Source organism: Pseudomonas sp. LBUM1645 (assembly GCF_059716185.1).
This window is the reverse complement of record NZ_CP166811.1, coordinates 3376404-3398084: the sequence shown is the minus strand read 5'-3', so window position 1 is coordinate 3398084 and position 21681 is coordinate 3376404. Positions and strand designations below refer to the sequence as shown.

Sequence of the window (21681 nt, the reverse complement as noted above, 5' to 3'; positions counted from 1 at the left end):
ATCCCCTACGCTGCCGGAGTGCCAAGTGCACTCACTACCCTCGCCCATTATTGTTATTCACGCCGCACTTGTGTTTGCGACACGAGCGGTGCGAATAAACAAGGCGCGCACTTTCTCCCAGAAATTCCCCCCTAATACGAAAAAGCTACCGATCAGCATGAGGTCACCCAGCGCTTGAGCTTGCCAGAGGTTGGGTCTGAGCCCCGGCCAAATGCTGTCGATGTAGGGTTCAAGAAAGGAGGAAATCAGCGGCACAAAGAACATCACGATGCCAATTCTATGGCGCAATGGGCCCACTTCTACCTCCGTGCTGGGTGCAAGTGAGGACACATAACCGAACAGGCTGCGCTTTAACTGTTGGAATCCGGACTTGCCCATGATGGCAATGGCCAGAATCAGCAGGATTTTATTGCTGATGAACAGCACGCCAGTCAGTGCAGCGATCTTTGATCCAGACACATCGGCTGCCGCCGCGAGAGGCACTAACAGCCAGGAACCCAGCATCAAGCAGATAATGACTATTCCCGCCTTGAAGCGCCAACCGGCTGAATGGGGTTCAACAACACCTGGGGTGTTATTCATAATCGTCGTACCTTTCTAACGGATCACAGTAGATTTGATGGCGCTTAAAAAAGCGTAGCAGCCGTGTGCCCATTTGGACGGCTATGCTCCAGTGATCTTTGTTGGTCGGGAAATGCGTAATGCATCCAGGTACAACCCTGCTGAATTGGCCTGGCCGGTTCGTGCTGCTTGGCGTACTCGGCCTCAGCGGCTGTGTACGGCTTGGGCCGGATTTCCAGCCGCCCAGCGAAGAATGGGTCAAACACTGGAGCACCCCTGCCCTCGAGCAATCCAGCCAGCGCAGCCTGAACCCGGACATTCGTCAGTGGTGGCAAGTCTTTGCCGATCCGGTCCTCGATCATTTGATTGCCGAGTCGGATGCACGCAACTCCAGCCTCAAAATCGCCGGCCTGCGCGTTATGGAAGCCCGTGCGCAACTCGGCATTGCTCAAAGTGGTCTTTACCCGCAACTGCAGCAAGCCAGTGCCGACAGTCTTTACTTCAACCGCAGGCAATCCGGTGGGACTAACCCGCAAGACAGCCATTTCTGGCAACACAGCGTGGGGTTCGACGTGGGTTGGGAGCTCGATTTCTGGGGCCGCTTCAGTCGCGCCATCGAGTCGTCCGATGCCAGCTACTTCGCCGCCCAGGCCAACTATGAAGACGTGCTCGTACTGCTGCGCGCGCAAGTGGCCGATACCTATTTTTCGCTGCGCACCACCGAAGCCCGTTTGCGTGTTGCCCGGGAAAACGCCAAACAGCAAAAGCGCAACTTCGAGATCACCGAGAAGCTGTTCAATAGTGGCCAAACTGCCGAGCTCGACCTGCAACAAGCCAGGACCCAATACCTGGGCACGTTGAGCACCATCCCCAACTTCGAAGACCAGTTGCAACGGACCCGCAATGCGTTGGCGGTGTTGATTGGTCAGCCGCCCGGCGCACTGCCGCAACTGGTCGAGAACGTGGGATTGATCCCGCTGATCGACCGTGCCGTGTTGCAAGATGTACCGGCCAACCTGCTGCTGCGTCGGCCCGACGTGCGCGCCGCCGAGCTTAATGTCGCCGCCCAGTCAGCGCTGATCGGTGTGGCCGAGAGCGATTTCTATCCGTCGCTGACCTTGCTGGGCAGCATCGTCTGGTCCACCGACACGCTCAGTGGCACGCCCCGGAATCTGGATTTGATCGGCGGCCCCAGTCTGCGCTGGAATCTGTTTGATCACGGCCAGATCAGCAACAACGTGCGTGTGCAGGATGCGCGGTTGCAGCAGTTGATCGAGGCCTACCGCGACAAGGTTCGCCAGGCGGCACGCGAGGCAGACGATGCGGCCTATGGCCTGATCAAATCCCTGGAGCGCGAAGGCATCCTGCGTGAGGCCGAAGTAGCCGCCAAGCGTTCGCTGGTGCTGGCCAGCGCGCAGTATCGCGAAGGTTATTCGGACTTCCAGCGGGTACTGGATGCGCAGCGTGCCTTGCTCGAACAACAGGACAATTATCTGGTCGCCCGCAGCAATGCCGTCAGTAATGTCATTGCCTTGTACAAAGCCGTGGGCGGTGGCTGGTACAGCGCCCAGCCGAAAGTTGATCCAGCCACCCGCCAGCAAATGGAAAAACGCACCGACTGGGGCGATCTGCTGAAAGAGCCCACCACTGCACAGCCTGCCATTCCAATGTCTTACAAGGTAAAAGACCAATGAGTGAAACCGCCCCTTCCTCGTCCGAGCCCCCAGTCGCCCAGGCACCCGCTCCGGCTGCCGACCCGGCGAAAAAAAGCATCAAGTGGGTCCTCCTACTGATCCTCCTGAGCCTGACTTGGTACCTGTTGGCGGATCGTTTCACCCCCTACACACAACAGGCCCGGGTGGGTGCCTTTGTGATTCCGGTCGCCTCGGAAGTGGCTGGCCGCGTGATCAGGGTGAACGTGCGTAACAACCAGGACGTCAAGGCCGGCGAAGTCCTTTTCGAGGTGGACCCGCAGCCGTACCAGATTGCCGTCGACCGTGCGCGCGCCGACCTTGAATCGACCCGCCGACAGATCGGTGCGAGCACCGCCGGCATTGCCTCGGCGCAAGCCAACTTGCGGGCTGCCCAGGCCAATGAGCTCAAGGCGCGCCAGGACAATCAGCGCCTTGAAGGTTTGTATCGCGAAGACCCGGGCACCATTTCCGTGCGCCTGCTCGAAGTGTCTCGCGCCAACCGCGAACAGGCTGTGAGTCAGGTCGCCGCTGCCCGCGCCGAAGTGCAGCGCGCGCGTGAGCAGGAAGGTGGCAGCGAGGAAGACAACGCCTTGCTGCGCAGTGCCGCCACGGCGTTGTCCAAAGCCGAACTGGATCTGTCCAATACGCAGATTCGCGCTCGCTCGGCCGGGCTGATTACGGATCTGCGTACTGACGCTGGGCAATTCGCCGCTGCCGGTAGCCCGGTCATGACTCTGATCGCCATTCATGATGTGTGGATCAGCGCGGACATGACCGAGAACAACCTCGGTCTGGTGAAGCTCGACACGCCGGTTTCGATTGTTCTGGATGCTCTGCCGGGGGAAGTATTCGAGGGGCGCGTGCGCAGCGTCGGTTACGGCGTCAGCGTGGGGCAGACACCCGCACCTGGCACCTTGCCCAGCGTGCAGAACAGCCGCGATTGGTTGCGTCCGGCCCAGCGTTTTCCGGTCATTATCGAGTTTTCGCCAGACTCGTTGAACACGTTGCGTGACAGTCGGGGGATCCGTGCCGGTGGGCAGGCCGAAGTCATGGCCTTCCCCACCGAGGGCAATCCGCTGAACCCACTCGGCCGCGTGTTTGTGGGGTTCATGAGCTGGCTGAGCTATGCCTATTAAGGGTATGTCTACTCGGCGCACGCCGCGGGATCAACGCGCACTGCGCCTGGCCACCGGTACAGCGTTGTGCCTCACCGCCAGTTTCGGCCTGGGCTTGCCGATTCCTTTTATGGCGCCGGTGCTTTGCCTGCTGTTGCTGGCCTCGGTCAATCGCCCGCTGCCGTTCAAGGCCGGACTGGTTCTCGCACTGGCCGCCATGTTGACCACCGGCATCGGCCTGCTATTGATTCCGGTCCTGCGTTATTACCCCGTCAGCGGCGTGCTGTTGATCAGCGTCGGTCTGTTCCTGGCCTTCCGCTTTGGCCTGCGCGGCGGCAACGCCTTGATCATGACCTTCCTGGTGATTGGCCTGACCATGATTTCCTCGGCCGGTATCGCCGAATTCGATCTGGCGGCGATGGTCATCGGAGCACTGGTCAAGGGTTTGCTGCTCGCCGTTGTCGTCGTGGCGTTCAGTCATGTGCTATTCCCGGATCCACCCAATGCCCCTTCCCCGCCGCCAGCCCCACCCCTGCCGGCAGAAGAAGTCAGTCGGGTTGCGCTGCGTGCAACCCTGATCGTGTTACCGACATTCCTGCTGGCGCTGATCGACCCGGCCGGTTATCTGCCGATCATCCTGAAGGCCGTCGGCCTGGGTCAGCAAAGCTCCACGACGAATGCCCGCAACGCCGGTCGCGAGCTCCTCGGCTCAACCTTGCTTGCAGGCCTATTGGCGATCCTGTTCTGGAGCGCCCTCAGTCTGTTTGTGCATCTATGGATGTTCTTTCTATGGATGTTGCTGTTCGGTCTGGTGCTGGCGCGCAAACTCTACGCCCTGAGCCCGACCCGATTTACCCCGGGGTTTTGGCTCAATACCCTGATCACGCTGATCATCCTGTTGGGTCAGTCGGTGCAGGACAGCGCAGCAGGCAAGGACGTTTACACCGCGTTCGCCATCCGCATGGGCTTGTTCATCCTCGTGACGCTGTATGCCTGCCTGATGGTTCATCTGCTCGATCAACGGCAGGAAAGTGCTCAAGGATTAACCTGATACCCCTTCCCTTGCAGGCAGCTTGTGTAGGCCGTTGAACTGGTCGCAGCACTGGTTTTCTCTTGCGCCCGGCGTTCCTGACGCTGACGCGAGCCTCCGACGACCGCTCCTGCCGCGGCGGTTTCCTTGGCGCGATTCTGGCGATAGTCCTGCTTAGTATCATCATCGACGCGATCATAAAACTCGTCATGCTGACGGCCGCGCACCTGGGCCCCCGCCGCACCGGCGGCAGCGCCCGCAGCAGCCCCCTTCAACCTTCCACCGCTAGGAGGCGGTGCAGCCGAGGCGCTCTGACTGGCCGCGATGTTGTTGCATTCGGTAATGTCCGTTTGGGTTTGTTGCGAACTCTGCCCTTTCATCGGCACGACCGTTTCGGCCCATCCCTGGACACTGAAAACCGACAATGCGACGCACAGGCTGATGGGCGACAACCTTTTCATGATGACCTCCTTATGAACGTGGTTCAGCATAAAAGATTGTAGATCACCCCTTCTCACCCGCCCCCCCTTCTCCATTCGTGATCCGCGTGGCGCTAGACCTCCATGACCAATCGGTCTTCGACCCACCGCACCGGCACGGGCTCCAACTGTGCGCCCTTGCAGGGACCGTCGATGCAATGCCCGTCTTCGAAACGAAACATCGCGCTGTGATGAGCGCACATCAGGATTTTGCCGCGATAGGTGCAGAATTCTTGTGGGCGATAGTCCAGAGGCACCGAGAAATGCGGGCAACGGTTGATGTAGACCCACACCTGCTCGCCTTGCCGCACCGCCACCAGCCCGCCGGGATGCAATTGCTGGTGTTCGGGCAGACCCAGGGCGCCGCCATCGGTGATGTCATCCAGTTGGCATAACGTAATGATGGTCATGATCAGCCGCGCAATTCCGGGTTGCCAAGGCTCCAGTACCAGGGGCGAATCTGAATACTGGCGAACAGTCCGGCCTGAACATACGGGTCGTCCTGGATGAACGCTTCCACCTCCGGCAGACTGCCCGCCTCGATGACCAGCAACGTGCCATTCATGGCCGTACCTGTCTCATCGAGGGTCGGGCCACCGAACCGCACGACCACTCGATGCGTTTCAGTCGCTCGCAAGTGCGCCTGATGACTCGGCCGCAAGCGCTGACGCAAGGCCAGGGAATCCGGGTGATCTGTAGCGAATACCGCAAAAAACTGTCCCATGGTTCACTCGGTTTCCATGACGAATTCGTAACAGGCGCGCTTGAACGGCAAGTCAATACCCAGGTCGGCGGACAGATCATCGTGGGTGATCCGGTCTTCATAGATCACCTGCAATGACTGTTTGACGCCGAACACCGCATCGGACGCCAGATACGGATCATCGTGATTGAACAGGTGGGTGACCAGTTTGCGATAGCCTGGCACATCGATCATGAAATGCAGGTGCGCAGGTCGCCATGGGTGACGGTTGGCGGCATTGAGCATGCGCCCCACCGGACCATCGGTGGGAATCGGGTAACACACCGGGACAATCGTGCGAATCGCGAAATAGCCGTCGGCAGTGGTGCGATAGCGACCGCGCAAGTTGCCGAACGGCTGCTCGGTATCCTGGCCTGAATACATGCCATTTTCGGCAGTCTGCCAGACGTCGAGCACTGCGCCGGCCAAGGGATTGCCCTGAGTATCGACCACTCGGCCGCGCACCAGCGCCGTCTCACCCGCGGTGAAGGCCATGTTTTCACCGAATTCACGTTCTGGCATGCCTTCGATGTAGAACGGCCCGAACACGGTGGTCTCGGTGGCGTTTGCACTGTGCCGATGGTTGATCGCATCGACCAGCATCGACACACCCAGGGTGTCCGATAGCAGGATGAATTCCTGGCGTACCAGACCATCGCACTTGTGGCCGGTCTCGGTCAGAAAGCGAATGCCTTCAAACCACTCCTGTTCAGTCAGTTCGACGTCGCTGACGAATGCGTGCAGGTGGCGAACCAGGCTCTGCATGATCTGTTTGTAACGCGCATTGGGCGCGTCGCTGAAACTGTTCACTGCCTGCTGGGAGATCAGTGCTTCGATGGTTTTGTCTTGATCGGTCATTGTTGTTATTCCGACGAGGATTAAATCAGGCTGGCGCCAGACCTTTCATGGCGCGGGTCAACAGCGCTTCGATCGGGCCTTGTTCAAACGGCCGTGGGTTGTAATAAGGACTGGCGCAGGCGATTTGCGCAGCGTAGGCCGGTCCGTTTTCAGGCAGGCCAATGTCCGCCAGCGCCAATGGAATACCCAGCTTCTGGTTCAGCGCGTACAACAAGGCGCCCACCTCCCCCGCTTCGCTACCGCCCAAGGCGCGGGCGGCACGCTGTAACGGGCCTGCGGCCGCTTCATGGTTGTAATGTGCCGCGTGAGGCAAAACGATCGCGTGTGCCTGAGCGTGAGGCAAATTGAACGTCCCGCCCAAGGTGTGGCAGAGCTTGTGGTGCAAGGCCATGCCGACCGAACCGAGGCAAATGCCCGCCAGCCACGCGCCATACAATGCCTGGCTGCGGGCTTGCGGGTCGTTGGGATCATTGACCACGCCCGGCAGGGCCAGTGCCAGTGAGCGAATCGACTCTTCAGCCATGAAACCGATGATCGGATTGGCGTCCTGGGCGTACAACGCTTCAACCGCGTGGGCCATGGCGTTCATCCCCGAGCAGGCGGAAATCTGCGCGGGCAAGGTCAGGGTCAATTGCGGATCGTAGATCACGGTCTTGGGCAAAACCCTTGGATCACGTCCGGTTTTTTTCAGACGGTTTTCGGTCAGCCCGTAGATCGGGGTCATCTCCGAACCGGCGTATGTCGTTGGAATCGCCACGATCGGCAGCCCCGAATCCATGGCAATCGCCTTGCCCAGACCAATGGTCGAACCACCGCCAATGGCGACGCAGCAATCGGCATCCAGACGCGCCGCTTCGACACGCGCCGCTTGCGCCACTTCCAGCGGCACATGCATCACTGCCTTGGAATAGACGCCCGCCGCGCGATCACCGAGCAACGCCGCGACCTGTTCGCCGAGGCCATGCTGTTCAGGCGTGGTGAGGATCAGCGCACGCTTGGCGCCCAGGCGCTCGATCTCTTCAGCCAGCGCCGAGAGCTTGCCCCAGCCGAACACCACACGGGTCGGCAGGCTTTGGTACACAAAAGGATTCATGGCAGGCCTCAGCGTTGGTAATACGGAGCGATTTTCGCGTCGACGTTGACCCAGACCGAGCGGGCTTCGGTGTAATCGTGGATCGCTTCAAAACCCATTTCACGGCCGTAGCCCGACTGACCAACGCCGCCAAACGGACTGCCAGGGCTGACGCGCTTGTAGCAGTTGACCCAGCACATACCGGCATGAATGGCGTCGGCCATTTTGTGCGCGCGGCTCAAATTCTGCGTCCACAGGCCGCTGCCCAGCCCGTATTCAGTGCTGTTGGCGATGGCCAGGGCTTCTTCATCGGTGCTGAAGCGCACCACGCTGACGAAGGGGCCGAAGACTTCTTCCTGGCAAACGCGATCTTCTGGCGAAGCCTCGACAATGGTCGGCTCAATATAAAAGCCTTGAGCCAACGCCTGGTCATCCGGGGCCTTGCCGCCACAGAGGATTTTGCCGCCCTGCTCTATCGCGATATCGATATAGGCCAGCACGCGGTCGCGGTGCAGCGCCGACGTCAGCGGGCCCATTTCGGTCTCTGGGTCCATCGGGTCGCCCAGGCGGATGGATTTGGCCAGCGCGATGAAACGCTCAAGGAACTGGTCAGCAATGTCTTTATGCAGAATCAAACGCGACCCGGCGATGCAGGCCTGGCCCTGATTGTGAAAGATCGCCCAGGCAGCGCCGTTGACGGCCGCGTCCAGGTTGGCGTCTTCGAACACGATGTTGGCGCCCTTCCCGCCCAGCTCCAGTTGAATACGCTTGAGGTTACCTTTCGACGCTTCAACGATCCGGCGACCGGTCGCCGTCGAACCGGTAAAGGCAATCTTGCCCACGTCCGGGTGTTCGGCCAGGCGTTGGCCGGCGGTATGCCCGTAACCCGGCACGACGTTGACCACGCCCTTCGGGAAGCCGACTTCAGTCATCAGTTCGACAATCCGCAAGGTCGTCAGCGGCGTGATTTCCGAGGGTTTGATAACGATGGTATTGCCGGCGGCCAGTGCCGGGCCCATTTTCCAACTGGTGAACATCAGCGGAAAGTTCCAGGGCACGATCTGCCCGACCACACCGATCGGCTTGCGCTGCACGTAATTGAGAAACCCGGCTTCGACCGGAATCACCGCACCTTCGATCTTGTCGGCCATGCCGCCGAAGTAACGGAAACAGGCCGCCGTACGCGGAACGTCGAGACCGCGGGAATCACGGATCGGGTGCCCGGTGTTGAGGGATTCGAGCTTCGCCAGTTCTTCGCCGCATTCTTCGATCTTGTCCGCCAGTTTGAGCAACAAGCGCCCGCGTTCGGCCGCGCCAAGTGCTGACCAGGCCGGGAACGCACGTTTGGCCGCGGCGACAGCGAGGTCGATGTCAGCGGCTTCTGCGGCGGCGACGCGGGTGATCAACGAACCGTCATGGGGCTTGACGACGTCAATGGTGCCGCCGGCGACCGCATCCACGAATCGGCCATCGATATAGAGCTGATTTTGCATAATATTTTCCTCGCACCGCGCCGAGGGCGCAGTGTCTGACCATTTGATTTTTGAGTGCATGCCTTGCCGAATAGCCCGGCGTGATGCCGGGCAAGACAAAGGTCTTAGAACTCGATCGGATACGGCTTGAGCTCACCGCTTTCGTAGCGCTGCGGCAGGTTCGGCGTGGCGTTCTCCCACACCAGCAGCATCGAGCGCTTGGTCGAGTAGCCCTGGTGGCGAATGTCTGCCGGCATGGCGCAGATGTCGCCGGCACGCATGGTGATGCGCGCTCGCGGGTTGCCGTCGTCCTTGTCGCCGACGTCCCAGAGGATTTCGTCGGACAACTGCAAGAACCACTCGACCCGGTCATTGCCATGGAACACCGGCAGGATGAATTCTTCAGTCGTCGGGCAGAACAGGCTGGCCTTGCACACCGAAGTCACCGACGGGTTCCAAGTCACGTCGGAGCGCGACAGGTACTTGAACAGGCTGAACGCATGCAACTCACCTTCGAAACCTTCGGCTGCGTGTACTTCCGGCTCATCCTGAGGAACGTCGATGAACTGGCGATTGACCGGCAAATCGTTACGCAACGGCGAATCATCTGGCAGGCCTGGCATACGTTTGGTAGCAATGCGGAAGCGTTCGATGGCCTCGATGTTGTTGCCGTTCTTGCGACCGAACGCCGAACCGGTTTCTTCCGGTGCTGCGAAGGGGTCGAAGGTGGCGTTGGTCCAGTCCCGCAGGATGGCCTTGAAGGTCGCCATGATCAGCGGTGTTTCAAAGTTTTCGGTGTAATTGACGCCAGCGGCCTTGAGCGTGCCATTGAAGGTGCCGGCGTACAGGTCGACTTTGCCGTAGTAATTGCGGGTGCCTATGACGTGGTCGAAGTTGACCCAGCCGTAGAAAAAGCCCCAAGCCACGTCGCGCATCATGGCGCGCAGAAAGGCATCGACCGGAATCAGGTGCGAACGGGTCTGACCTTTGGCGGGCCAGGTGATACGGGCAAAATACTCGTCGCGCGACAGTTCGAAGGCGCCGAGTTTGAAGGCGCGATAGCCGGTGACGGCATGGGGGGCGCTGGCCTGGACTTCGTCGTCGGCAAAGGATGTGTTATCGGCAGCGTTTTCAAGCATGGCCATGACGGGGTTCCTCTTGTTGCTTTTGTTAAGTGGGAAGGCGGTGATCACTTGAAGCAGATGTCGGCCCACTTCTCGACCGACAACGGCCCCTTGATGGTCTGCTGCAGGATCACGCCGGGACGGCTGGCTTCGAAGCGATACGCCGTGCCGGTCGGCAGCAGGCACTGGTGACCGCGCTTGAGCAGCACGTAGCCCATCGGTTTTCCGGCAGGCAGTTCACCGGCCAGCCGAGTGCCCTCGCCGTCTTTCAAAGGTGCATCGAGCTTGAGGAAGTCCACGCGTACTTCACCGTCCATGACGATGGCAAATTCGTCATGCGCCGCTGTGTACCAAGGCGACTGGCCCTCGGCGCGCAAGGTTTCAATGACGTAGCCAAGATTGAGACCGACGACGACTTTTTCATAAGGAAGGGATTTGTCCGCCACTTCGAAAATATTCGAAAAGGCGTAATGACTGGCCTGGCCGCTGATGATTTCAACCGAGCCTTTGCTGTAGTTATCCAGCGAGCCGAAGACCGTTTCGATTGCCGCGCTACTCATGGTTTTCACCGTTTTGTTGTTGTAGTAACAGTGAGCCAACATTACGTCCCCCCTCCTCCGGGGACAATTAGTGAGCGGGCGACAACAGTGTTTGCGAAACGCAAACACTGCCAGGGCAAACGTGCCGCTCAGCGTACCCAGCCACGCTCTAGTAACGGTTTGTCCCAGCACGGCTCGTCACCGAAGTTTTCCACCAGGAAATCGATCAGCGTGCGCACTTTCAAGGCCCGGCGCTGGGTGGCGGGATACACCGCGGAGAAATTGAAGGATGACAATGCGTACTCCGGCAGTACCGGAATCAGTCGACCGCTGAGCAGGTCATCGCTGGCCACTAACGTTGGCAAACAAACAATGCAGACCCCGGTCGAGGCGTAGTCGCGCAGCAAATGAACTGAATTCGAACGCACCTGCCCCGGCAGGCTCAGTTCCACCTGCTCGTGCTCGCCGGTGAAGATCCAGCGGTTACGCGACGGATAGCCTTCGTACAAGGCTATTTTGTGTTGCAGCAGCTCCTGCGGATGCTTGGGCACACCGAACTCGGCGGCATAGTCGGGTGACATGCAGAACAACCGGCGAACGCTGAACAACTTGCGTTCGATCAGGGTTTCCGCCATCGGCGGGAACATCTGGAACGCCACATCGAAACCCTCTTCGATCGGGTCCACCACCCGGTCATTGACGATGACGTCGACCTCAATGTCCGGGTACAGCCGCGTGAACTCGGCGAGCATTCTGCCGAAGTGACCGATGGCAAAGCCCGGCAGCATCTGCACGCGCAATTTACCGGTGGGTTTGGCGCGCAACTCGCGCATGTGTTCGGTCAGCGAGTTGAAACTCGCGACCATGTCCGCGCACTCCTTGTAGTACGTCTCGCCCACTTCGGAGAGCCGGACATGCCGCGTACTGCGGTGGAACAGCGGTGCATTGATGAACTGTTCCAGCTGTTGAATGCGGTGAGTGATCACCGAACGGGTCACGCCCAATTGCTGGGCCGCCTTGGCGAAGTTGCCGGTTTCGGCAACACGCACAAAGGCTTCGACACTGAGTAAACGATCCATGGCGCAGGTTCTCTGGATGTTTTTGTTCTTATAGGAACAGCGAGGTTAGCCTGTCGGCCCCCCGCACTCCACATCCCTGACAACGCGCTATTTGTGGTTCTGGACAGACAACCGTCGCTGCATGGGGAAAACCTGCCAGCCCAGGCGTTCACTGATCAGCCCCCACACCCCTTGCGGCGCCTTGAGCATCATCACCACCGCGACCACGCCGAGGATGATCATGTACACAGCGCCGTACTGCGCCAGACAACCACGCAATACAAAGTAGATCAGCGTGCCGATCAATGGCCCCTCCAGCGTGCCAATGCCGCCGATGATGACGATGAAGATCACCACCGCCGTCCAGTCCTGCAGGTTGAACGCGGCATCCGGTGAGATACGCAGTTTTTGCAGGAAGATCAGCGCCCCGACCACGCCCGTGCAACCGGCGGCCAGCACGTACACCATCAACTTGGTACGGAAGGTGTTGACCCCCAGGCTGCCGGACGCCGGCTCGGAATCGCGAATCGACGCCAGGGCCAGCCCCTGTCGCGAACGCAGCACAAAAAACACCACCGCCACGGCGGCAATGGCAATGGCCAGAGCGGTGAAGTAGATCAGCATCTCGCGCTCGTCCCGGTCATTGCCGATCTGCCGCACAATCGCCGCCGGCAGACTTTGCCCGGAACCGCCGCCGAGGCTACTCATCTGCGCCAGGCCCAGGCGAAAGACTTCGGCCACCACCCAGGTGCCAATGGCGAAATAGGCGCCGCGCAGTCGAAACACAATCAAGGCTGTGGGAATCGCCAACAACGCCACCAGCACACCCGAAAGCAGGACCGCGAACAATGGCGGAATACCAAACCGGGTGGCCAACATAAACAGCAGATACCCACCCAGACCGACGAACGCCTGCTGCCCGACCGAGACCATGCCCGCGTAACCCGCCAGCAGGTTCCACATTTGCGCCAGCGCCAGGTAATAGGCGAACTCCACCACGAGCCGCAAATTTGAGCGATCCGCCCAGAATGGCGCACTGATCAACACCAACACACAGACACCCAGCAATGACAGCCCGATCATGCTGCTGGTGGTCGTGCGCTGTACGCGATAGCTGAGCGCGGGATTGTTCAAGGCATTCATCAGTCGACACTCCGGGGGAACAGGCCACGCGGGCGCACGACCAGGATCAGCAGAAACACAAGATGACCGGCGAGGATTTGCCAGCCGGGATCGATTTTTGCGCCCAGCGCCTGGGCGACACCGAGAATCACCCCGCCGGCCAGGGTGCCCCACAGGCTGCCCAACCCGCCGATGATCACCGCTTCGAAACCGTACAACAGACGCGCCGGCCCCACCGTGGGGTCGAAACTGGTGCGAACCGCCAGAAACACCCCGGCAATCGACACCACAGCCATCGCCAGCGCCATGGCCAGACCGAAGATATGCGCGTTGTTGACGCCCATCAGCCGCGCGGTGTGCTGGTCATCGGAAGTGGCGCGAAACGCCCGGCCCAGTGCGGTTTTGTAGAACAGTAATTGCAAGCCGCCGATGATCAGCAACGCACTACAAAACACGATCAGCGGCATGACGCCCACGCTCAAACTGCCGAAGCCGACACTGGCGACTTCAAGGTCACCCTGAGACAGCTTTTGACTGTCTGCGCTGAAAAACTCCAGTAGCACGTTCTGCACGATGATCGACAACCCAAAGGTCACCAGCAGCGGCGGCAGGATGTCCTGGCCAAGCGTTCGGTTGAGCAACAACCGTTGCAGCAGGTAGCCGAAACAGAACATCAGCGGCACCACCAGCAGCAGGCTCGCCAGCGGGCTGAACCCCAGATGATTGACCACCATCAGCGCCAGGTACGACGCCAGCACGATGAAGTCGCCATGGGCGATATTGACCAGGCGCATGATGCCGAACATCAGCGACAGCCCCACGGCGAACATCGCGTAGAGGCCACCCAGCAACATGCCCTGAAGCAAAGTATTGAGCCATTCCATAACTAGATCCCGAAATACGCGGCTTTGATTTGCGCTTTGTCCGCGTCCCCAGGGCGGCCGGTCAGGGACACGCGCCCTTCCTGGAAGCAATAGAAACGGTCGCAGACACTCAGCGCCTGATTGATGTCCTGCTCGACGAGAATCACCGTCGTGCCGTCAGCCTTGATCGAGGGCAGCGCGGCGTAGATGTCCTTGATCGTGGTCGGCGCCAGGCCCAGGCTGATCTCGTCGCATAACAGCAACTGCGGGTTGGCCATCAAGCCCCGGCCTATCGCAACCATTTGCTGCTGACCGCCAGACAGCGCGGTGCCGGGGCGCTTGCGCAGTTGTTCCAGCACCGGAAACAGCTGATAGATCCGCGCCAACGTCCACGGGCCGGGGCGTTTGCTGTAGGCACCGATCAACAGGTTTTCCTCGACGCTCAGCGAAGGAAACAGCTTCCTGCCTTCTGGCACCAAAGCGATGCCACGCTCCAGCACCTGATTGGCCGCCAGATCACCAATCGCCTGGCCCTTGAAGGTGATGGCGCCGGGCTGGTTTTTGATCAGCCCGGCCAGCGAGCGCAGGAACGTCGATTTGCCGGCGCCGTTGGAGCCGATGATCGCTACGGTTTCGCCCGCCTCAAGGGTCAGGCTGATATCGAACAGGGCTTGAAAGTCGCCGTAGCCGGCGCAGAGTTTTTCGATGGACAACAGGTTTGAAGGGGTCGACATGTTCAGCTCCCGATGCCCATATAAATGTCCTGGACCCTGGGGTCGGCCATCACGCTGCGCGGTTCGCCTTCCGCCAGTTTGGCGCCGAAGTTGATCACCGTCAGACGGCTGACGACCGCCAGCAAGGCATGCACGATGTGTTCGATCCAGATGATGGCGACGCCGGCCTTGTGAATACCCTGAATGGTTTCCACCAGCGCCAGGCATTCCGGTTCGGTCAGGCCACCGGCGATTTCATCCAGCAACAACAGCCTCGGTTGGGTCGACAACGCGCGGGCCATTTCCAGACGCTTGCGGTCGAGCAGTGTCAGCGAGCCGGCCAGGACGTTGGCCTTGCGCATCAGCCCCGTCAGTTCCAGAGTCTGCGCGCACCATTGGCTGGCCTCCTTGTCGCGCAATCGCGCCCCGAAGGTCGCGCCGACCAGCAAGTTCTCGAACACCGTCATTTTCACGAATGGATGCGGGATCTGATGGGAGCGGCCAATGCCTTGTTGGCAACGCTTGAACACCGGCTCGCGGGTGACGTTGCGGCCTTCGAAATGGATCGTGCCGCTGTCGGCCGCGACGCCCCCGGCTATCAGGTTGAACAGCGTGCTTTTACCCGCGCCATTGGGACCGATGATGCCCAGGGCTTCGCCCGGTTGCAGGCTCAGGCTCATCGCGTCCGTGACTTTCACCGAACCGTAGCTTTTGTGCACATCGTTCATTTGCAGAAGTGGCTGTTGCATGGTGCACCCGTTTCTTTTCGAGCAATCAGTACGTAATGGCCTGCATGTCGCCGCCCAGTGGAATCACTGGTGCGGTGGCATTGCTGGTCACGACCAGGTCGTATTTGTTGTCATTGCCCAATCGCCATTGGCCGCTGACCAAAGGCGTCTTGGCGACGTTCTTCACCGGTCCGTTTTTCCAGCTGATCGGCCCGACCACGGTGTTGAGGTCGGTCTTGAGCAAGGCATCGCGTACCGCCTGCGGGTTACCGATTTCTTCAGTGCGCTTGAGGATGTCCACCGCCAGTTCGAACAGGGCATGCACGAAACCCAGCGGTTGAGTCCACTGCTTGCCGGTCGCCTGAGTGAAGCCCTGGGCCAACTGCCCGGCACTGGCGCCGGTCAATGAAGAACTGAACGGGTGCGTCGGGCTCCACCAGATTTCGGTCGACAGGTTGTTGCCGGCCTTGCCCAGCGCTTCGACCGCCGTGGGAAACAGCAGCGCCTTGCCGACCGACACCGCTTTGGGCTTGAAGCCCTGCTGGCGAGCCTGGGTCCAGAAGGTGGTCAAGTCAGGTGGAATGACCACGCCGGTGACGATCTCGACGTCGGCCTTTTTGAACGCGGCGATCTGTGCCGAGAAATCGTCGGTCAAGCTTTGAAAACGGCCGGGGTCGACCACTTGGAAACCCTTCTGCGCCAACACCGGTGGAAAGCCGAGTTTCGGATCGCCCCAGGCATTGCCGTCGCCATCGTTGGGGAACAGACCGCCGACCACTTTGTTGGACGGCATCGCGCCCCACATGGCGCTGTAAGTGCCGATCACATCCTCCAGGCCCCAGAAGAAGTGATAAGTCCACTCGAACCCCTGATCCGGTTTGCCACCGCGGGTAAAGAACCATGGCTGCCACGGCGCCACCGTGGAAATACACGGAATCTCGTTGATTTCGCATTGGTCGGAGACCGGGTTGGTGGTTTCCGGCGTCGACGACACCAGCATCAGGTCGACCTGGTCAGAGAGGATCAGCTCGCTCGCCACTTCCGCTGCGCGATTAGGGTTGGACTGACTGTCCTTGACGATGACTTCCAGTCGATAGGCCTTGCCGGCCACGTTGATCGAGTTCTTCAACACCTGCTTGAGCGATTCGATGATGTAGTTGTCGGCGGCCGCAAAGGGTGCCAATGGCCCGGTCTGCGGGCTGACATAACCGAGTTTGATTACCCGCTCACTGCCCAGGGCGAAGTTGAACGGCATACTGGCCAGCGCCACGCCGCCAGCGGCAACGCCTGTGCTGCGCAGAAAATCACGGCGTGAAAAGTCTCGGCCAAACAGGTTTTTATCGTTGTTGTCTGTCATGAAATTACTCCAGTGCGGCAGCAGGCCGGCAAAGTCCGGACGAACAAGGTCGCAACGTGAGGGCTGAGCCATCACGCAGGGTCAGGGCTAACGAAAGAGGTCGGTTTAGAAGAAGAAGCTGACGTCGAAGGAGGCGACTACCTGCGAGTCCTTTTGCCCATCGGCGTAGGCATCACGACCGGGGCCGGAATGGATGTCGTAGCGCAATTCCGGGCGCAGGCGCACGTTGGGTGTCGGCGTCCAGGCCAGGTTGGTGGTCACGCCGTAGAAACTGCCCCAGGTCGGATCGGGAACTCCGGTATGTGGGTCGATGTTGGCCATCATCACGTGCACGGGCGCATCGGTGTAGAACCACTCGGCGCGGCTGTTCCACATCAGGGTTTCGCTGACTCGGTGATACCAGTTGATATCGGTGCCATACCAGGTCGCATCGTTTTTGTTGGCAAACCCGGCGAAAGCGCCCTGCTCCTGCTTGCCGTAATTCAACTCCAGTGCCACGCGATTATTCGGATCGAGCACTTGCGACAGGGTCAGGTACGAGGCCAGGCGCTTGTAGTCGTCATCCTTGGTGCCGGCCGGCAGTGGCGAACCACAACTGCAGTCGGCGAAGCTGTCGCCGGCACCGTTGCCGTAGATGTTTTCCCAGTCGATCCAGGTGGTGAAATCCGCCGAACGCCAGCGGACGTTGGCAATCACATCCGGGTCATGGTTGGGGTCCTGCAGGTTGTTCCAGCCCTGCACTACGCCCAGTTCGAAGCCCAGCATGCTTTCACCGGGTGCCGAGGGCAGCTTGAACGAGTACAGCGCTCCGGCATGCTTGGCCGGGCCGTGCATGAAGGAATAGGTGTGCGAGTAGAAGTCAGTCGGTGCAGGTGACGGCAAGGCGAAGCCGATTTCATTTTCCAGCGGCGTGTGGAAAATCCCGATCATCAGGTCCGAACCGCCGAGCACCGGGAAGTAAAAATCGACATACGCTTGGGCGACGGTGAACGCTTCGTCTTCGGCCTTGTTGTCGCGATTGACACTCAGGTCTTCGTCCCAGCCATAGGTCTTGAAGAAGCGCGCATCCTTGCCATACAGCGCCGTGACGTTGAAACCCCAGTCGGCCTCTTGCGGCATGGGGCCGGGAAACGGTCCGACACGACCGATCACATTGCTCTTGGGTTTCTTTTCCACGGCCAGCGCGAACTGGTTGAGGTTTACGCCTTCGTCGGTGTTGAAGAAGCTCTGCTTGCTGACGTCATCCGTGCCGTTGTTGTTGTAACTCACACCCACCTGGCCCCAGCCGTAGACCTTGATGCCATGTTCGCGCTCAAGGCTATCGCCGAACACTCCACGAACCAGCGAGCCCATCGGATCGTCCACCGCCGAAGCCGTTGATGGAAACAAAACGTTGGCACCCAGAACGGGTGCGAACAGGGTTGCTGCGCAAACCCATGCACGAATACTCATACCTGCCTTCCTTATTTTTATTAGGCGCCAAACCCCCGAGGGGGCGGAAGTCCGAAAGCAAGGTATGACGTTGAAGCGTCTGTCTTGGTGAGCCCTGGCTTGGGCTCCACTCGATCGTTGGCGAATCGTAGTGTTCGGCGTAATGGAGGCTACAAGCCCATCACGACGCCAACAATTCCATTCTCGGCGACTTCAGTGTTTGCGTATTCAGAACAATCACGCGCATCGCGGAACTATTTTTCGCGCCAGTACGCGCCATGACCTAACCTGAATGGCTAAAGCCGCTGGAGGCATGTCTATGCGTCCTGCATTGAAATTACTCATATTCGTTGTGTTCGCGCTGATGGGGGCGAACATCGGCGAGCTGTCGGCGGACGAACTACCCAACACGTCAAGCAACGGTGAGGCCAGCGCTACCGCTACTGTGTCAAAAAGTGCTCTGGAAGCACTGCAACTAAGGCTGGACAACCTTAAACAGCAGGTGTCACTGACCAGTAATTACACCCAGTTGGTGGGCTTTCAGGACAACGTACAGTTGCTCTTCAGTGATGCAGACAAGTTGGCGGCCGTGTTACTTCCCGAGCAGGCGCAATTGCAAGCACAACTCAGTGTGCTCGGGACGGCATCCGCCACCAGCGCTGCCATTGAAAAGTCCGATCTCGTGAAACAGAGGTCCTATCTCACCGAACAAAAAGACAAGGTGGATGCCGATCTCAACATACTGCTGGCCATCAAAGAAGGCGCTACCAACCTCATCGCTCAGATCGCCAGCATTCGGCGCACCCAACTGGAAACCGAACTCGCCCAGCGCACCGCCAGCCTCCTCAATCCCCGGTTCTGGTTACCGATTTTCTCTCCACTGGAGGAGGATAAAAACCGTCTGAGGTTTTTGATTGACCAGTCCAACAGTGTCATTCAGTCCGTCTGGCAACCCGGCCGGCGTGCCGCGACCGTCACGTTGTTATTGCTGGCCCTGGCCTTCTGGACACCGGGGCGAAGACTGGCTGAACGTGGTTTGACCTGGATCTGCATCCATCGAGTACCGGAAGGTCGTCTGCGCAGAAGTTCATTGGCGATAGCGACGGTAGTTGCCACGATGCTGAGCGCAGGTTGCGCAATAGAGCTCATCTCCGCGGCGGCTACCCGCCTTCAACCATTGCCGCAGCCACTGCAAGGTTACTTCGACGATGTCGAGAAAGTCGCTTACGCCTGCGCCCTGATCATCGGCCTGAGTCGGGCCCTGCTGTCTAAACGCAATCCCTCATGGCGGTTGCCTGGTATCGCCGATGAAGTGGCACTTGCAATAAGCCCTTTTCCGGCGCTGCTGGCCGGATCAATGCTGATACTCATCTCGCTGGTACAAGTCACCAATGCGACGGGTATGAGTACGCAAGTGGTTCTCTTCAGCCGGGGCGTCGTGTCATTAGTCGTCATCCTGATTATGGGTGCGCTATTGCTACGCGTCAGTAGAACCCGCCGAGCGATGGTCATTGCCGGAGAACACCCTGAGTCAGGTACTACGCTGGCGGGGCTGATTTATACCGGCGTCAGTATCGCCATGTTGATCTCGATTTTTGGCCTGCTGGTCGGTTACATCTCCCTGGCCCGGTTCATCACTTACGAAATTGTCTGGCTCTATATCGTTTTTGCCAGCTTCTATTTGCTGACGCAGTTGTTCAGGGACTCGTGCGATTACCTTTTTTCGCCCAAGCACCCAAGCGGCAAAACGATCAAACAGCTGCTGGGTATCGGCGACGTACGGCTTGAACAAATCGAGGTTGTTGTGTCGGGTATTGGCAGAGCGGCCTTACTGTTGATTGCCGCGATTACAACGTTTGTGGGAGGGGTTGGAGCGACCTTTGGACAGCTGACTGACAGGGTTTCAGCGATCCTCGGCGGCGATGGCTTGCGCAAGCTGAACATCATTCCGGGCAATCTGTTGAATGCGGTCCTCTTACTGTTGATCGGTATTTACCTGATTCGATCGCTGCGCAGATGGCTGGATAACGAGTTCCTGCCGAAAACCGATATGGACCCCGGCATGGGGGCGTCGCTGAGCACCCTGTTCAGTAATATCGGGTACGCGCTGGTCATTCTGCTGGCGTTGTCTTCATTGGGCGTCAAATGGACGAACCTGGCCTGGATCGTCAGTGCGTTGTCGGTGGGGATCGGCTTCGGCCTGCAGGAGATCGTCAAGAACTTCGTGTCCGGGTTAATCCTGCTCACCGAGCGTCCGGTCAAGGTCGGCGACTTGATCAGCATCAGCGGGGTCGAAGGCGATATCCGGCGGATCAATGTCAGGGCCACCGAGATACAGCTCAGTGACCGTTCGATCGTGATCGTGCCCAACTCGCAGCTTATTTCCCAGAACCTGCGCAATGTGACCATGGGCGGCAGCGCCCAAGGGGTGGCCACACTCGAGCTGGTGTTCCCTCTGGATATCGACCCCGAACAAGTCAAAACCCTGCTGTACGACACCTATTGCGAACATGAAACCATCCTCGACAAACCCTCCCCCGTTGTCCGATTCAGCAATCTGAGCCCTGAAGGCATCACATTGACCATCACCGGCTATGTCAGCAGCCCAAGGATTGTCAGTACGACCAAGAGCGATCTGCTCTTTGAGATCCTGAAGCGATTGAGTGCGGCCGGCATCGAATTGGCCAAGCCTGTCCCCCCCGCGTAATGCCCATCAATAGCCTGCCTGGCGCCTGAACGAGCTCGTGATCACACGGAATCGTTGTGAATTTTTGCGCCACCGATTGATACGTTTATTTTCACCGTATTGCATTGTGAAATAAAACATGTCATTTATAGCCACACAAAATCATCAGGACTGATCCACCGTGCCAGATCGGATGGCCTGTACCACCCCAACGCCCCTCCAAGGAGTCAACAATATGAACAAGACAGAACTTCTAGGTGCTCTGGCACTGTGCGCCGCAAGCTTGCTGGCACACGCCGACGAAGACAGCCTGCGTATCGGTATCGAAGCCGCCTACCCACCCTTCTCTTTCAAGACGCCGGAGGGCAACGTCAGTGGTTTCGATTACGACATCGGCAACGCCCTGTGCGAAGAAATGAAGGTCAAGTGCGAGTGGGTCATCCAGGAATTCGACGGCATGATCCCGTCGCTGAAAGTGCGCAAGATCGATGCCGTGCTGTCGTCGATGTCGATCACTGAAGACCGTATGAAGTCGGTCGACTTCAGCAAAAAGTACTACCACACGCCAGGCAAGTTCGCGATGAAGGCCGGCAATGTGATCAACGACCCGCTGGTTGATCTCAAGGGCAAAAAAGTCGGGGTGCAACGCTCATCGACCTACGACCGTTTTGCTACCGAGCAGCTTGAAAAAGCCGGGGTCGAAGTGGTGCGTTACGGCTCACAAAATGAAGCCTTCCTCGATCTGGCGTCGGGTCGACTGGACGCGACGCTCGCCGACATCGTCAACACCGATGAGAGCTTCATTAAAACGCCAGCAGGCAAAGGTTTCGCGCTGACAGGACCGGACATCAACGACCCGAAATATTTCGGTCGTGGCGCCGGGATCGCTGTGCGTAAAGGCGACAGCGTGAACGTTGCACGTCTGAGTACTGCGATCGACGCCATCCGCGCCAACGGCAAGTACCAACAAGTGATGGCCAAGTACTTCGCGTTCGATATCTACGGCGAATAAACCTTACCTGAAACCCTGTGGCGCC

General features: G+C 59.1%; 21 protein-coding genes. 5 read left to right on the top strand and 16 right to left on the bottom strand.

What is annotated here, in order from left to right; all coding sequences use genetic code 11:
• Positions 1-57 precede the first annotated feature (57 nt).
• A complete protein-coding gene (locus ACA079_RS15270; RefSeq protein ID WP_497704172.1) occupies positions 58-582 on the bottom strand; it encodes a transporter suffix domain-containing protein in 525 nt (174 codons plus the stop codon).
• Positions 583-701: 119 nt separating this feature from the next.
• On the opposite strand from ACA079_RS15270, the gene ACA079_RS15265 reads away from it, so the two are divergent.
• Genes ACA079_RS15265 through ACA079_RS15255 form a run of 3 tightly spaced genes read left to right on the top strand, consistent with a single transcriptional unit; the run spans position 702 to position 4421 of the window.
• Positions 702-2255 (top strand): efflux transporter outer membrane subunit, encoded by a 1554-nt coding sequence (locus ACA079_RS15265; RefSeq protein ID WP_497704171.1) that lies wholly within the window; start codon positions 702-704, stop codon positions 2253-2255.
• On the top strand, positions 2252-3391 hold the full coding sequence (locus ACA079_RS15260; protein WP_497703489.1) for an HlyD family secretion protein: 1140 nt from the start codon (positions 2252-2254) through the stop codon (positions 3389-3391). Before ACA079_RS15265 ends, ACA079_RS15260 begins: the two co-directional genes overlap by 4 nt.
• Positions 3392-3395: 4 nt before the next feature.
• Entirely contained in the window at positions 3396-4421 is a 1026-nt protein-coding gene (locus tag ACA079_RS15255; protein ID WP_497704330.1) for a DUF2955 domain-containing protein, read from the top strand.
• Here the strand turns inward: ACA079_RS15255 and ACA079_RS15250 are convergent.
• The 15 genes from ACA079_RS15250 to ACA079_RS15180 all read right to left on the bottom strand — a co-directional run bounded on the left by ACA079_RS15250 (position 4406) and on the right by ACA079_RS15180 (position 17979).
• Positions 4406-4861 carry a hypothetical protein gene (locus ACA079_RS15250; protein WP_497704170.1) on the bottom strand — a complete coding sequence of 152 codons (456 nt, stop codon included), beginning with the start codon at positions 4859-4861 and terminating at the stop codon, positions 4406-4408. The genes ACA079_RS15255 and ACA079_RS15250 overlap by 16 nt on opposite strands.
• Before the next feature lie 92 nt (positions 4862-4953).
• A complete protein-coding gene (locus tag ACA079_RS15245; RefSeq protein WP_497704169.1) occupies positions 4954-5289 on the bottom strand; it encodes a Rieske (2Fe-2S) protein in 336 nt (111 codons plus the stop codon).
• 2 nt (positions 5290-5291) lie between these two features.
• Positions 5292-5603 (bottom strand): YciI family protein, encoded by a 312-nt coding sequence (locus ACA079_RS15240; protein WP_282483027.1) that lies wholly within the window; start codon positions 5601-5603, stop codon positions 5292-5294.
• Between the two features lie 3 nt (positions 5604-5606).
• The gene (locus tag ACA079_RS15235; protein ID WP_497704168.1) at positions 5607-6479 is read right to left on the bottom strand and encodes a dioxygenase family protein; all 873 of its coding nucleotides are present in this window, start codon (positions 6477-6479) and stop codon (positions 5607-5609) included.
• Positions 6480-6504: 25 nt separating this feature from the next.
• Entirely contained in the window at positions 6505-7572 is a 1068-nt protein-coding gene (locus ACA079_RS15230; protein ID WP_497704167.1) for a maleylacetate reductase, read from the bottom strand.
• A gap of 8 nt (positions 7573-7580) precedes the next feature.
• Complete coding sequence (locus ACA079_RS15225; RefSeq protein WP_497704166.1) at positions 7581-9044, bottom strand: aldehyde dehydrogenase family protein; 1464 nt, start codon at positions 9042-9044, stop codon at positions 7581-7583.
• 104 nt (positions 9045-9148) lie between these two features.
• On the bottom strand, positions 9149-10168 hold the full coding sequence (locus ACA079_RS15220) for a hydroxyquinol 1,2-dioxygenase (RefSeq protein ID WP_497704165.1): 1020 nt from the start codon (positions 10166-10168) through the stop codon (positions 9149-9151).
• A gap of 44 nt (positions 10169-10212) precedes the next feature.
• Positions 10213-10707, bottom strand: a complete 495-nt coding sequence (locus ACA079_RS15215) for a cupin domain-containing protein (RefSeq protein WP_497704329.1) — start codon at positions 10705-10707, stop codon at positions 10213-10215.
• 128 nt (positions 10708-10835) lie between these two features.
• On the bottom strand, positions 10836-11765 hold the full coding sequence (locus ACA079_RS15210) for a LysR family transcriptional regulator (protein ID WP_140678827.1): 930 nt from the start codon (positions 11763-11765) through the stop codon (positions 10836-10838).
• 87 nt (positions 11766-11852) lie between these two features.
• The gene (locus ACA079_RS15205) at positions 11853-12887 is read right to left on the bottom strand and encodes a branched-chain amino acid ABC transporter permease (protein ID WP_497704164.1); all 1035 of its coding nucleotides are present in this window, start codon (positions 12885-12887) and stop codon (positions 11853-11855) included.
• Complete coding sequence (locus tag ACA079_RS15200; protein WP_497704163.1) at positions 12887-13750, bottom strand: branched-chain amino acid ABC transporter permease; 864 nt, start codon at positions 13748-13750, stop codon at positions 12887-12889. Before ACA079_RS15200 ends, ACA079_RS15205 begins: the two co-directional genes overlap by 1 nt.
• A 2-nt stretch (positions 13751-13752) precedes the next feature.
• Positions 13753-14445, bottom strand: a complete 693-nt coding sequence (locus ACA079_RS15195; protein ID WP_497704328.1) for an ABC transporter ATP-binding protein — start codon at positions 14443-14445, stop codon at positions 13753-13755.
• Positions 14446-14465: 20 nt separating this feature from the next.
• On the bottom strand, positions 14466-15191 hold the full coding sequence (locus ACA079_RS15190) for an ABC transporter ATP-binding protein (RefSeq protein WP_401352308.1): 726 nt from the start codon (positions 15189-15191) through the stop codon (positions 14466-14468).
• Positions 15192-15216: 25 nt separating this feature from the next.
• Positions 15217-16527, bottom strand: coding sequence for an ABC transporter substrate-binding protein (locus tag ACA079_RS15185; protein ID WP_497704162.1), 1311 nt, complete (start codon positions 16525-16527; stop codon positions 15217-15219).
• A gap of 105 nt (positions 16528-16632) precedes the next feature.
• Positions 16633-17979, bottom strand: coding sequence for an outer membrane beta-barrel protein (locus tag ACA079_RS15180; protein ID WP_497704161.1), 1347 nt, complete (start codon positions 17977-17979; stop codon positions 16633-16635).
• Between the two features lie 298 nt (positions 17980-18277).
• Between ACA079_RS15180 and ACA079_RS15175 the strand changes: the two genes are divergently transcribed.
• Both ACA079_RS15175 and ACA079_RS15170 read left to right on the top strand, forming a co-directional pair.
• A complete protein-coding gene (locus tag ACA079_RS15175) occupies positions 18278-20665 on the top strand; it encodes a DUF3772 domain-containing protein (protein WP_497704160.1) in 2388 nt (795 codons plus the stop codon).
• A 214-nt stretch (positions 20666-20879) separates the two neighbouring features.
• Positions 20880-21656 (top strand): ABC transporter substrate-binding protein, encoded by a 777-nt coding sequence (locus tag ACA079_RS15170; RefSeq protein WP_497704159.1) that lies wholly within the window; start codon positions 20880-20882, stop codon positions 21654-21656.
• The last annotated feature ends 25 nt before the right edge of the window (positions 21657-21681 follow it).